Here is a 12677-nt window from a genome sequence, read left to right on the forward strand (position 1 = left end):
CTGTCCCACGCGTGGGACACCGCCCCGCCCCACCGCGGTTTTCTCCGCCCCTGCTCCACCCTGATACTTGCAACCCCGGCAAGATCGCAGCATCGTGGTCAGCAATGGAAGGCCCCGCCCGCCCGACGCGGACGGGGCCTGTCTCCAGTGAGTGACCCACTTGTCTATCAAGGACTTTCCAATGCGCCGTATAGCCACGATCGCCACCATTCCAAGTCTCCTGCTCGCCGCGGCCTGCACGAACACGGGTGCCAATTACCAGCCCGTCGTCGATGGCCCGGTCAGCGCCAACTACAGCGCCGATCTCTACTCCTGCCAGCAGCTCGCCTCCTCGCAGGGCGTGCTGGGCTCGGACGCCGCGCAGAACACCGCCATCACCACCGGCGCCGCCGCCGGCGCGACCGCCCTGGTGAACAACCGCGGCAACAATGTCCGTGACGCCGCCGCCATCGGCGCCATCGCCGGCCTCGCCGGCAGCGCCATCCAGCAGCAGCAGTCCAAGGAACAGATCATCCGCAACTGCATGCGCGGCCGCGGATACAACGTCGTCGGCTAAGCCGGCCACCGGGGGCGCGGCGCCAGCCGCCGCGCCCACCTCCAGGGCCCGGGCCGCCACCGCGATCAATCAGGGCCAGACCGTCCTGCTCCGCACGGCCCGAGGTCAAAGGCGGCAATTTCGCCCGCCCGCATCACCTCGGCGCGGGGCTCGAACAAGGCCCCGCCCTGCCCGGCACGCCGGCAGCCCGGCACACTCCTGCGCCTCGCCTGACAAGGCCCCCACCCGGCGACACAGGCCCCATGGCCCCACCTGGCGCCGCATGTTAGCCTGCCCGCGACAGGAGCACGCCGATGACTCGAACTCTCTTCCTCGCCAGCGCCCTGGCGCTCGCATGCAGCCACGGCGCCCCGCTTCAGGCCGCCGACAGCACCCGCAGCGGCGACCACCGCGACCGCACCAGCGGGCTCGGCCTCTCGGCGCTGGTGACGACATCCGTGTCCGACCAGCTTCGCATCGACCTTGCCTATTGCGACAGGATCACCGCGGTCTACAGCTTCGATTGCACCGCCTACGCGCTCAGCCGCGCCGCGACCGATCTCAAGGGCAACCCGGCCTACACGGCCCCCGAATCCATCCTCAGATCCGCCGCCCGCACCATCCGCGCCACCGTGAAGGCCGAGATCGACCGCGCCCGGCTCCCGCGGCTCAACGGCCTGCAATACTATCGCCCGGTCCAGCCCTCCGCGACGCCCGCGCTCCGCCAGCACACCGCCGCCACGCTCGACCAGACCGCCGCCGCCATCGCGGCCACCCCGCAGGCAACCGCCTTCGACCCCATCACCCAGGCCATCCTCACAGGCCGCCAAACGCCCCTCTGAACCGGCGCAAAGGCCGGGTCCGGGGCGCGGCCCCTGTCTTCATCTTTGCAAAAATACCTCATCGGGCAGCCCGCCACGCGCGCGGCCCCCGGATCATGGAGAGGCCGGCCTCAGCTTAGCCCACGAACCCCGATTTCAGGATTACCGGCACGACCACCTCTTCCTCGTCGGTCAGGTGCCGGTCCAGCAGCGTCTCGAACCGCAACAGGGCCTCGTCCAGCTGCCCGACCGAGCCGCCTTCGCGCAGGACCGCGTTCATCTCCCCAGCCAGGGTGTGCAGCATCGGGTCGATCGCCTCGTGGTCGGTTTCCAGCAGGTCGAAGGCGCGGTCGATCTCGGGCACCAGGCCGATCAGCTGGGGGAAATAATGATGATCCTCGATCTGGTGGTGATTGTGCAGCTCGTTGACCAGCATGCCGCCGTAACGCACCAGCCGGTTGCCGTGGCTGCGCGGGTCCAGGTCCCCGGCCTGCACCGCCAGCGCATCGTCATGCAGCGCCTGGGTGATCTTGCGGAACATCAGGTGGCGGTCCATCCAGAACCGCACCAGTTCCCCGAAATTCTCGTGCCCCTGCCAGCCCTCGCGCGGGTAACTCTCCACCAGCACGCGCAGCGCGTCCGGCAGACCGGTCCGGGTGCCCAGAGCAAGCTCGGGGCCGAAGGGATCGCGGTGACGGCTCATGGATCAGAAATCGAAGATGTCATCAAGGAAATCGGACACGCCGCGTTTCTTGCGCTTGCCCTTGTACTTGTAGCGGTAATCGTCGTCGTAGCGGCGCGGCGCTTCATAGCGGCGATCGTCGTGATCCCGGCGGTCATCGCGGCTGTCGCGCCCGTCATGCCGGCGCGGATCGCCATAGGCGTGGGACGGCGCGGCCTCGGTCGCGCTGCGCTCGATGATCTTGTCCAGCTCGCCGCGGTCCAGCCAGACGCCCCGGCATTGCGGGCAATAGTCGATCTCGACGCCGCTGCGATCGGTCATGACAAGCTGGGTTCCGTCGATCGGACATTTCATCGGGATATCCTTCCTCTTCCTCGATCCCGATATGGGCCCCCGCGCCGGCCTGTCAACCGGACCGCTCTCAGAGCCGGTCCAGCACCTCCTGGATCTCGGCCCTCAGCGCGGTCATCTCGGCGTGGGCCGGGCCCTTCGGCGCCTCCAGCGCGGCCTTCCCGTGGCCCATCGTATCGGCATAGACCACGCGGTTGGCCATCGTCGCCTCGGCCACCGTCGCGTCCATCTCGGCGATCTTCTCCGCGATCTCGGCGGCGAGCCGGGTGCCCGGGCGGGCGCGGGTCAGCACCATCATCGTCGGCTTCTTCTCGCGCTCGGCCATGTACAGCACCACCTCGACCGCCCAGAGATCCACGTGGCTGGTGGCCACCGGGATCAGCACCAGATCGGCGGTGCGCATGGCAGGGCGCAGGTCGCCGTCGGCCTTGGGCGGCGTGTCGATGATGACGATGTCGTGGCGCGCGGCCAGTTTCTTCACCTCGTAGGAGGCGCCCCAGGCCGAGGCGGTCGAGAACTCGATATCCGGCTCGCCCCCGTCTTCGCCCATGGCCTCCAACCGGGTCATGAACCAGCGTCCGGCCGAACCCTGCGGATCGATATCGACCAGCGCGACGGACTTGCCCGCGCGGGTGAAGGCGACGGCGAGGTTGATGGCCAGCGTGGTCTTTCCCGCTCCGCCCTTCTGCTGTGCAACGGTGATGACGTGGCCCATTGTCCCTCCGACGTGCTGAAGGGAAGAATACCCGTGAGTTATGGGCGCGCAACGGGTAATAGGGAGGAGTGGGACCGCTTGCGCCATCAGGGTCGGGGATGGCGCAGGGACAGGAGCGAAGATGCGCAGGATCGCGGCGCTTTGCCGGCCGGACCTTGTCCTGGTGACCCTTTTGGTGCTCGTGGCGCTGGCTCTGCCGGCGTCGGCGGGGCCCTGGCTGCGCGATCCCCGCGTGTCCTTCCTGTCCTTCCAGGCGACCCCGCGCAGCGACGGCCAGGTCGAATACGGCTTTTTCGGAGAACGCGGGATGACGCCCTGGCTGACGCTGGGGCTGGACCTGAACGACAACGGCACATCCGGCCACGCCCTGGCCTTCGCGCGCCTCCCGGTCAGCCGCAACGACTGGGTCGCGTCGTTCGACCTGGCGCTTGGCGGGCACCGCTACAAGGACGACACCGGATCGATGGCGCGCGTGCTTTTCGGGATCGGCCGCAACATCGAGGTCTGGGACATGCCTGGCTGGGCCGCGCTGAACGTCGGGCCGGAATGGCGGCAGGGCAACGGCGGCGCGGCCTGGAAGGCCGACGGGGTGATCGGCTTCAGCGCGGACCGCGCGGTGAACCCGATCCTGTCGGTCGAAACCTACCTGTCGCCGGGCAAGGATCTCTATTGGTCGGTCATCCCCGGCGCCTTGGTGCGCGGCAAGACCGAGGGCCGGACCTGGCTGTTCGGGCTGGAACAGAAAGGCGGCCCGTCCGAGATGACGACCGGCCTGCGCATCGGCTACTGGATCGATTTCTGAACAGGTGCGCGGCTGCGGCGCGCCCCTTCACCGCGCCACGGCAGCGCTTGCCCCCGCACAGGCCCGGACCTAGTGTCGCCCCGATGAGCAAGACCGACAGCCCGATCCGCCCCACCGATGACGAGGCCCGAGACCTCGCCCGCCGCCTGATGGCCGAGGCGCGCTTCTGCGCGCTCGGCACCCTGCAGGACGGCGCGCCCATGGTGGCGCGTGTCGCCTTCGGCCGCGCCCCGAACGGGACACCCCTGTCGCTGGTCTCCGACCTTGCACAGCACACCCGGGCCCTGCGCGCCGATCCTGCCGCCTCGCTTCTGGTGGGAGAGCCGGGCGACAAGGGCGATCCGCTGACCCATCCGCGCCTGACAATCCAGGCGCAGGCGCGATTCATCGACCATGGCACCCCCGAATACGAAGAGATGGCCGCGCATTGGCTGCGCGACCATCCCAAGGCCAAGCTTTATATCGGTTTCGGCGATTTTCACTTCGCCTTGTTCTCTGTCACCGGCGCCTTTCTCAATGGCGGCTTCGGCAAGGCCTTCATCCTCACGCCTGTCGATCTGGGCCTGTCAGAGCCCAGTTGACGCATGCCCCGGGCGCATCCCGGACCAGGCGGTTCCGGCCTGGTCCGACATCGCCATAGCTGTGATGTGATAGGTGTCGCGCATTCCGTCCCTTTCCCGGCCCGGGACCATCCCGAACACGGGGAAGGATCTAGCAGCCGGCGATGAATGCCACCTGCCGCCACCGTGACGGTGACCGCGCAACGGCGGCCCGGCTCAGGCCGAGAACCCCTCGGCCTTCAGCAGGCGTACCCCGTTGATCTTCCAGCCCTCTTCCAGCTCGATCATCTCGTATTCCAGCAGGTGCCGGGCGCCCCGCGCGTCGGTGATCTCCACCCGTTGCAGCAGCCGCCCGCCCTCGTCCCGCAGGTCGAGGTAGCGCACCGCGCCGGGGCGCCAGACCATCGGGTAGCCGTTGCGGACCATCTGGCCGAATATCTCGGGCGTGCGGAACAGGCCCTTGATCGTCGGGCTGGCGAAGGTGAAGGCCTCGTCGAACGCATCCGCCTTGAAGGCCTCAAGCTGCGCGCCGATCGTGGCCTCGATATCGGCGGACTGGGCCCTTGCCCCGGTGGGAAGCGCCAGGATCAACGTCAGGCAAATGAGCAGCGGCATCAGCAACGCGCGCATGGATGTCATCGGGCAATCTCCTCCTGCAGGCCGCTGCAGCCCCGGGCACCCCGCCCGGCAGCCGACCCAGGCCCGTTCGATTGACCCAAGGGAACCTAGCCCTGCGCGCGCGCTCGTCAAAACCGGGGCGCGCGGCCTCCCGTCAGAGGATCCAGCCGAAGGCGCGCTTCAGCTCTTCCGTCCCGCCCGTCTCGAACCAGCGACCATGGGCGAGGATCACCCGTTCCGGCCCCCAGTCGATCATCTGCCGCACTGCGGCTTCCAGCTGCTCATGGCCATCGCGAAAGGTCGCCCGCATGTCCTTCGGCATGGAGCCGTGCGGATCCAGGATCCCCACCATCCGCAGCAGCGGCCACATCAGCAAGGGCATGTTTTCCCGTTCGAAATTCTCGATCAGGTCGGTCAGGATCAGGGTCCGCGTGGCGTGGTGGAAGAACACCGCCTCGCGGTGGGTGGAACTGCCCTCGACGATCATCTGGTCGATCTCGCCGGCCCAGTCGTCCGGCGCATCCTGGCCCAGCCGGTGGTCGATATGCAGCTCCATCCCCTTTGCCTGCGCCCGCCGCGCGACGCCCGGCGCGGCCCAGGTCGTGACCCCGGGAAAAGCCGCCTGCCACTCCGTCAGATAGGCGTAATGGATCCAGTTCGGCGCCACCAGGTGCCGCACCGGCCCCAGCTCGGCCACCTCGGCGCGCAGGCTTTCGGTCAGACGCGTCGGCGAATGGACCCAGATATTGCCGGACCTCAGACGGATCACCGTGGCGCGGGTCGAAAACGGCACCCCGTAGAACCGGATCGCGGGCCCGTCGATCAGCCAGACCCCGAAGACCACCGGTTTCAGCGTGTTGAGGGGCTCGTATCCGGTTGTCATCGCTGCCTGCTGCCCTTCGGGATCAGCCCCAGATTACCAGATTCGCGTGAACCGACTCATGACAGGCTCCGGACAATTCGATACGTGCGTGCCGCTTTCCCGCAGCCCACGGCCCCGCCCCGGACCGGAAGATCCGGCCCGAAGCGGCGCGCGGGCTCAGGCGAATTCGCCCGACAGCGCCTGATCGATCAGCGCCACGGTCTCGTCCACGCCGTAAAGCGCGATGAACCCGCCAAAGCGCGGACCCTGCGACGCGCCCAAGAGCACCTCGTAGAGCGCGGTGAACCAGGCGCGCAGCGGGTCGAACTTGTCGCGGCCCACGGCATAGACCACCGATTGCAACGCCTCGTCGTCGAGCGGCCCGTCATAGGCCTTCAGCGCATCGCGCAGCTCTTCCAGGGCCGCGCGCTCGGCTTCGGTCGGCGCGCGGAAGACCTTCTTGGGCTTCACGAAATCGTTGTAGTAGCGCACCGCGAAGCCGGCGGCCTGGTCCAACTGCGGATTGCCCTCGGGCGAGGCATCCGGCGCGTAACGGCGGATGAAGCCCCAAAGCGTCTCCTTGTCCTCGGCGCCCGACACCGAGGCCAGGTTCAGCAGCATCGAGAACGGCACCACCATGTCCGACACCGGCACGTTGTGGCCGTGGATGTGGAACACCGGGTTGGCCATCCGCCCCTTGGCATCCTGGTCGGCATAGGCGCGCAGCTGCTGGTGATATTCGTCCATCGCCTTCGGGATGACATCAAAATGCAGCCGCTTCGCGGTCTTGGGCTTCAGGTACATGAAATAGGACAGCGATTCGGTCGAGGCATAGGTCAGCCATTCGTCGATCGAGATGCCGTTGCCCGAGCTCTTCGAGATCTTCTGCCCCTTGTCGTCAAGGAACAGCTCATAGGTGAAATGCTCGGGCTTGCGGCCGCCCAGGATCTCGCAGATCCGGTCGTAGATCGGCGTGTTGGTCGAATGGTCCTTGCCGTACATCTCGAAATCGACGTCCAGCGCCGCCCAGCGGGCGCCGAAATCGGGCTTCCACTGCAGCTTCACGTTGCCGCCCGTGACCGGCAGGGTCCATTCGCGGCCCTCTTCGTCGTCGAAGGTGATCGTGTAATCATCCTTGTTGACCGACTTCATCGGCACATATAGCACGCGCCCCGTCTCGGGGTGGATCGGCAGGAAGATCGAATAGGTCTGCTGACGCTCCTCGCGCAGCGATTTCAGCATGACCTTCATCACGTCGTCGTATTTCTCGACCGCCCGCTTCAGGACCTCGTCGAACTGGCCGGTCTTGTAGAATTCGGTCGCGGAGTAGAATTCGTATTCGAACCCGAAGGTGTCGAGGAACCGCCGCAGCATGGCGTTGTTGTGGTGGCCGAAGCTCTCGAATTCCTCGAACGGGTCCGGCACGGCGGTCAGCGGCCGCTGCAGGTTCTCCTTCAGCAGCTCCTGATTCGGCACGTTGCCCGGCACCTTGCGCATGCCGTCCATGTCGTCGGAAAAGCAGATCAAGCGCGTGGGAATGTCCGAGATCACCTCGAACGCGCGGCGGATCATCGTGGTCCGCAGGACCTCGCCGAAGGTGCCGATATGCGGCAGACCGCTCGGGCCATACCCGGTCTCGAACAGCACGTGCCCCTTCTCCGGCGGCGCCTTCTCGTAGCGTTTGAGCAACCGGCGCGCTTCTTCGAAAGGCCAGGCTTTGGAAGCAAGTGCGGCATCGCGCAGGTCGGACATATTCATCTCCACGGAAAAAGGGGCCGGCGGGGGATCCCCCGCTGACAGCGCGGCTTGCCTATTGTAAGCCCGGGCGGGCGTCAATATTTTGCGCACCCAATGACCAGGCCCGAAGGATGAGCCCAAGGATGAGCATGGAAGCCCAGAACCCCGACAGCCTGATGAGCGCGCAGGATTGCCTCGTGGCCCTCATGGTGGCCATTTCCGCTTCGGACGAAAACATCCGGACCGCCGAGCTGGTCAAGATCCAGTCGGCCGTGAACATGCTTCCGGTCTTCGCGGATTACGATATCGACCGGCTGAACACGGTCAGCCAGATCGTCTTCGACCTGTTCGAACAGGAAGACGGGCTGGACGCGCTGTTCGGCCTGATCCGGGAAAACCTGCCGGAGCGCCTGAACGAAACGGCCTATGCGCTGGCCTGCGACGTGGCCGCGGCCGACGGCAACCTGGCCGAGACAGAGCTGCGGCTGCTGGAAGAAATGCGCTATGAGCTGGAGCTTGACCGGCTGCATGCCGCCGCCATCGAACGCGGCGCCCGGGCCCGTCACCTGACCTGATCCGCCTCCAGAAGACCGCGAGCCTCCGCGCGGCGGGCCGTGGTCCGGGCGCGGGGTGGGCGGGCGGGAGCAACCGGGCCGCGGCGCGCCGCGCGGGGATCAGCTGCCGTACAGCAGCCCCCAGCGTTCGATCAGCGCGCTTTGCATCCGTTTCGACGTGCCGTTCCAGCCGCGCGCGCCTTCGGGCCGTTCCGATCCGGCGGCCACGGCCTGCGCCCTGCGGTCGGTATCGGCGGTCAGGATGGCAAAGGCCAGTTCGGTCCCGTCCTGCGCCGTCATGAACCCGGCCAGCGCCGAGACGAAGAACAGCGTCCCGGTCTTCGCATCCACCTTGATCGGATGATTCTGCACCGTCCGGCCCTGGCTGTCGCGCAGGTCGATCCGCTTCAGCAGCGGCCGCAGCTTCCCCGCCTTGCGCACCGTCACCAGCGCCGAGGTCAGGTCGCGCGCCGTCATCCGGCTGTCGACGCCCAGGCCCGAATGATCGACCAGCAGCGAGCCGGTCATGCCCAGTTGCGCGGCGGCCCAGTCGCTCATCGCGCGCGCCGAGTCGGCCAGCGATCCCGGCCGCCCGCCCCGCGCCACGGTGGCCGACAGGCCGACCATCTCGGCGGTCAGGTTGGTGGACCATTTCAGCATGTCGCGCAGGATCCGGGTCAGCGGGTCCGAGCGGTGAACGACCAGCTCGGTCGCGCCCTGCCCGGCGCCCGGCCGCATCTGCGCGGGCCCAAGCACGATGCCATGGCTGCGCGCCAGGGTGCGGAACACGTCGCCGGCATAGGCCCCCGGGCGCCGCACCGGCAGCCAGCGCGCACCGCCGTTGCCAAGCGCCCCGCGCGCCACCGTCCAGTCGTCGATACCGTCGCGATCGGCATAGGTGTAGACCGGCAGCGACCGGTCGGCCACGCGCATCCGCGCCATGGTCACGTCCGGCCTGTAGCGGTCGGACCGGGCATCCATCGAGATCGCATAGCCCGACCCGCCCAGGCGCCATTCGAAATGCACCCGGTTGTAGTTCAGCGCGATGCCCGACACCGCCGGGCTGTAACCCACATGATCCAGCTGTTCGGGGTCGATGGTGGGGACATAGGGAAACAGGCCCTCGTCCACGATGAAATCGCCCCTCACCTCGCGGATCCCGGCCTGCTTGAGGTTCGCGGCCATGGTCGCCAGCGCATCGGTGTCCAGCGTCGGATCGCCGCCGCCCAGCAGCACCAGATCGCCCCGCAGCACCCCGTCCTGCACCGGGCCCGTCGCCATCAGCCGCGTGTCGAACCGGTAATCGGGCCCCAGCGCATCCAGCGCATAAAGCGCGGTCAGGGACTTGGTGACGCTCGCCGGGGGCAGCCCGCGGGCCGGGTTCAGATCCTCCAGCACCAGCCCGGTCTTCACATCGGCAACCGAAAGCGAGACATCCCCGCTCAGCCGGTATCCGGCGACCAGGGATTCGACCCCGCCCAGGGTGATGGCCAGCAGGTCATCGCCCCGCGCCACGGGTCTGAGCGAGCGCGAAGGCGCGTTTGCAAAGGCCGGCCCGCACAGCGCGAGTGCCGCCCCGCCTGTCAGGGCAAACCGTCGGGAAACAAGCCGTTTCATGGCGCCACTAAACAGGAGCTTCCCGGGGCGAACAACCGAAAAACCCGTGACATTCGAACGGTCCCCACCCCGATTGCGGCCACCGTGTCACAACCCTGCCAGGGCGGCCGTTCGGCGTGCCCCCCGCGCGTTTACCGCCCCGGATACCGCTGCTTTCACGCGCCGCATGCGCAACGTCCCGGCGGCCCGCGACGGCTTCCGCCACGCGGTGCCGGCCCTCACGCCCTCCAATCGCCGCGCGCCCGGATCGCCGAGGACGACAGGTCCATCATCGGCACGTTCACGAAACACCAGGCCGGCGGCACCGAGCGGGCCAGCAGATGGCTGTCCTGCGCCGCCAGCCTGCGCCGGGCATAGAGCCGCGCCGCCGGCGACATCCGGGCCGAAATCCGGTCTCCCGGCCGGGCCAGCACGCCGACCGGCACGGTGTCCATGATGACCCGCCAGTCCCGCCACTTGTGGAACGACGCCAGGTTGTCCGCGCCCATCAGCCAGACGAAGTGCACGCCCGGGTACAGCTCCTGCAGGGCCGCGATCGTCTCGGCCGTGACCCGCGTGCCCAGCCGCGCCTCGATATCGGTGATGGTGACGCGCGGATGCTGCATGATCTCGCGACAGGCCTCCAGCCGGGCGGCGATCGGTGCCGGGCCGCGCGCCTTCAGCGGATTGCCGGGCGAGACCAGCCACCAGGCGCGGTCCAGCCCGAAGGCGCGCAACGCCTCGCGGGTGATATGGACGTGGCCCGCGTGCGGCGGATCGAACGATCCGCCCAGCAGACCGACGGCCAACCCCGGGCGCAGAAAGGGATATCCAGCTTTCATCGCGCCTCACCTGTGGCAAGAACCGCGGCCAAGTCAATCTTTCCCGGCCCCTGCGCCTGCCCTTTTCCGCCGCGGCCCGCGTCCCCTGCGTATCTCGCGGACTGCCCCGGCACCGCCCACGGGCGCCGCCGGCGGCCTGTGACCCCGGTAACACCGGCACGATCGGCGTTTTCCGCCTGACATTGCGCATGCGCCGATTGCGCTTGCCCCGCACGAAAGCTACATCCCCGTGAAACCCAAGCACGTAACCCAACGACGGAGGGATCGATGGCAGCCTATCAATACGTCTATCACATGGACGGTGTCTCCAAGACCTATCCCGGGGGCAAGAAGTGCTTCGAGAACATCCGACTGAACTTCCTGCCCGGCGTGAAGATCGGCGTCGTGGGGGTCAACGGGTCGGGTAAATCCACCCTGATGCGGATCATGGCCGGCATCGACAAGGATTTCTCGGGCGAGGCCTGGTCCGCCGAGGGCGCCAAGGTCGGATACCTCCCGCAGGAGCCGGAACTGGACCCGACCCTGACGGTGCGCGAGAACGTCATGCTCGGCGTGGCCGAGAAGAAGGCCATCCTCGACCGCTACAACGAAGTGGCGATGAACTATTCCGAGGAAACCGCCGAGGAGATGGCGGAACTGCAGGACAAGATCGACAGCGAGAACCTGTGGGATCTCGATTCACAGATCGACGTCTCGCTCGAAGCGCTGCGCTGCCCGCCGGACGATGCCGACGTGACGACGCTGTCTGGTGGCGAGAAACGCCGCGTGGCGCTGTGCAAGCTGCTGCTTGAACAGCCCGACATGCTGCTGCTCGACGAACCGACGAACCATCTGGACGCGGAAACCATCGCCTGGCTGCAGCAGCACCTGATCGACTACAAGGGCACGATCCTGATCGTGACCCACGACCGCTATTTCCTCGACGACATCACCGGCTGGATCCTCGAACTGGATCGCGGCCGGGGCATCCCCTACGAAGGCAATTACTCGGCCTGGCTGGAGCAGAAGGCCAAGCGTCTGGAGCAGGAAGCGCGCGAGGACAAGTCGCGGCAGAAGACGCTGGAACGCGAGCTGGACTGGATGCGGCAGGGCCAGAAGGCGCGGCAGGCCAAGTCCAAGGCGCGGATTGCGGCCTACAACGACCTGGCCAACCAGTCCGAGCGCGAGAGGATCGCGCGCGCGCAGATCGTCATCCCGGCCTCGCAGCGTCTGGGCGGCAAGGTGATCGAGGTCGACCACCTGACCAAGGCCTATGGTGACAAGCTGCTGATCGAGGATCTGACCTTCTCGTTGCCGCCCGGTGGCATCGTCGGCGTGATCGGCCCAAACGGCGCCGGCAAATCGACGCTGTTCCGGATGCTGACCGGACAGGAACAGCCCGACGCGGGCACCGTCGAATTCGGTGACACGGTCGACCTGTCCTATGTCGACCAGTCGCGCGATGACCTGAACGCGAATGAGACCGTGTGGGAAGCGATCTCGGGCGGGGCGGAAATCATCGAACTGGGCGACGCCCAGGTGAATTCCCGCGCCTATTGCTCGTCGTTCAACTTCAAGGGCGGCGACCAGCAGAAGAAGGTCGGCCTGCTGTCGGGCGGGGAACGCAACCGGGTCCACATGGCGCGGCTTCTGAAGGCCGGCGGCAACGTGCTGCTGCTCGACGAACCGACCAACGACCTGGACGTGGAAACCCTGCGCGCGCTCGAAGACGCGCTGACGGAATTCGCCGGCTGCGTGGTGGTGATCTCGCACGACCGCTTCTTCCTCGACCGGATCTGCACCCATATCCTGGCCTTCGAAGGCGAGGGGCACGTGGAGTGGTTCGAAGGCAACTTCGAGGATTACGAAGAGGACAAGAAGCGCCGGCTGGGCCCGGACGCACTGGAACCCAAGCGGCTGAAATACAAGAAGTTCGCCCGCTGAGCCGCGTCATGTAGGGTGGGTTTCCAACCCACCTTGCACCGCCTCCGTCACGCAATCGCACCGTCCCTCCCTCTTCCGG

14 protein-coding genes are annotated in these 12677 nt (G+C 67.3%); 6 read left to right on the forward strand and 8 right to left on the reverse strand.

All coding sequences use genetic code 11. From position 1 onward, the window contains the following. Nucleotides 1–181 precede the first annotated feature (181 nt). Together ATO3_RS11150 and ATO3_RS11155 are read left to right on the forward strand one after the other, a co-directional pair. A complete protein-coding gene (locus tag ATO3_RS11150) occupies nucleotides 182–556 on the forward strand; it encodes a glycine zipper family protein (RefSeq protein ID WP_088649946.1) in 375 nt (124 codons plus the stop codon). Nucleotides 557–849: 293 nt separating this feature from the next. Then, complete coding sequence (locus ATO3_RS11155; RefSeq protein WP_088649947.1) at nucleotides 850–1377, forward strand: hypothetical protein; 528 nt, start codon at nucleotides 850–852, stop codon at nucleotides 1375–1377. A 115-nt stretch (nucleotides 1378–1492) separates the two neighbouring features. Here ATO3_RS11155 and ATO3_RS11160 read toward each other — a convergent pair whose 3' ends face one another. From ATO3_RS11160 to parA, 3 genes are all read right to left on the reverse strand, one after another. Then, on the reverse strand, nucleotides 1493–2059 hold the full coding sequence (locus ATO3_RS11160; RefSeq protein ID WP_088649948.1) for a hemerythrin domain-containing protein: 567 nt from the start codon (nucleotides 2057–2059) through the stop codon (nucleotides 1493–1495). Between the two features lie 3 nt (nucleotides 2060–2062). After that, nucleotides 2063–2392, reverse strand: coding sequence for a TFIIB-type zinc ribbon-containing protein (locus ATO3_RS11165; protein WP_088649949.1), 330 nt, complete (start codon nucleotides 2390–2392; stop codon nucleotides 2063–2065). 67 nt (nucleotides 2393–2459) lie between these two features. Beyond that, a complete protein-coding gene (gene parA, locus ATO3_RS11170) occupies nucleotides 2460–3104 on the reverse strand; it encodes a ParA family partition ATPase (protein ID WP_088649950.1) in 645 nt (214 codons plus the stop codon). 121 nt (nucleotides 3105–3225) lie between these two features. Here parA and ATO3_RS11175 point away from each other — a divergent pair, with 121 nt between their 5' ends. Beyond that, on the forward strand, nucleotides 3226–3906 hold the full coding sequence (locus ATO3_RS11175; RefSeq protein WP_088649951.1) for a hypothetical protein: 681 nt from the start codon (nucleotides 3226–3228) through the stop codon (nucleotides 3904–3906). An 83-nt stretch (nucleotides 3907–3989) separates the two neighbouring features. Continuing rightward, nucleotides 3990–4487 (forward strand): HugZ family pyridoxamine 5'-phosphate oxidase, encoded by a 498-nt coding sequence (locus ATO3_RS11180; RefSeq protein WP_088649952.1) that lies wholly within the window; start codon nucleotides 3990–3992, stop codon nucleotides 4485–4487. Between the two features lie 195 nt (nucleotides 4488–4682). On the opposite strand, the gene ATO3_RS11185 is transcribed toward ATO3_RS11180, so the two are convergent. From ATO3_RS11185 to ATO3_RS11195, 3 genes are all read right to left on the reverse strand, one after another. Further along, nucleotides 4683–5105: a DUF4864 domain-containing protein gene (locus ATO3_RS11185; RefSeq protein ID WP_332888694.1), complete on the reverse strand. Its 423-nt coding sequence runs from the start codon at nucleotides 5103–5105 to the stop codon at nucleotides 4683–4685. 133 nt (nucleotides 5106–5238) lie between these two features. After that, complete coding sequence (locus ATO3_RS11190; RefSeq protein WP_088649954.1) at nucleotides 5239–5967, reverse strand: DUF4336 domain-containing protein; 729 nt, start codon at nucleotides 5965–5967, stop codon at nucleotides 5239–5241. Nucleotides 5968–6123: 156 nt separating this feature from the next. After that, complete coding sequence (locus ATO3_RS11195) at nucleotides 6124–7698, reverse strand: lysine--tRNA ligase (protein ID WP_088649955.1); 1575 nt, start codon at nucleotides 7696–7698, stop codon at nucleotides 6124–6126. A 134-nt stretch (nucleotides 7699–7832) separates the two neighbouring features. Here ATO3_RS11195 and ATO3_RS11200 point away from each other — a divergent pair, with 134 nt between their 5' ends. Beyond that, entirely contained in the window at nucleotides 7833–8258 is a 426-nt protein-coding gene (locus ATO3_RS11200) for a tellurite resistance TerB family protein (RefSeq protein WP_088650426.1), read from the forward strand. A gap of 99 nt (nucleotides 8259–8357) precedes the next feature. On the opposite strand, the gene dacB is transcribed toward ATO3_RS11200, so the two are convergent. Next, a complete protein-coding gene (gene dacB / locus ATO3_RS11205; RefSeq protein ID WP_088649956.1) occupies nucleotides 8358–9854 on the reverse strand; it encodes a D-alanyl-D-alanine carboxypeptidase/D-alanyl-D-alanine endopeptidase in 1497 nt (498 codons plus the stop codon). Between the two features lie 218 nt (nucleotides 9855–10072). Beyond that, nucleotides 10073–10675 carry a nicotinate-nucleotide adenylyltransferase gene (locus ATO3_RS11210; protein WP_088649957.1) on the reverse strand — a complete coding sequence of 201 codons (603 nt, stop codon included), beginning with the start codon at nucleotides 10673–10675 and terminating at the stop codon, nucleotides 10073–10075. 267 nt (nucleotides 10676–10942) lie between these two features. On the opposite strand from ATO3_RS11210, the gene ettA reads away from it, so the two are divergent. Further along, the gene (ettA, locus tag ATO3_RS11215; RefSeq protein WP_088649958.1) at nucleotides 10943–12598 is read left to right on the forward strand and encodes an energy-dependent translational throttle protein EttA; all 1656 of its coding nucleotides are present in this window, start codon (nucleotides 10943–10945) and stop codon (nucleotides 12596–12598) included. Nucleotides 12599–12677: the final 79 nt, after the last annotated feature.

It is taken from the genome of Marinibacterium profundimaris (assembly GCF_002210095.1).
GTDB classification, from domain to species: Bacteria; Pseudomonadota; Alphaproteobacteria; order Rhodobacterales; family Rhodobacteraceae; genus Marinibacterium; species Marinibacterium profundimaris.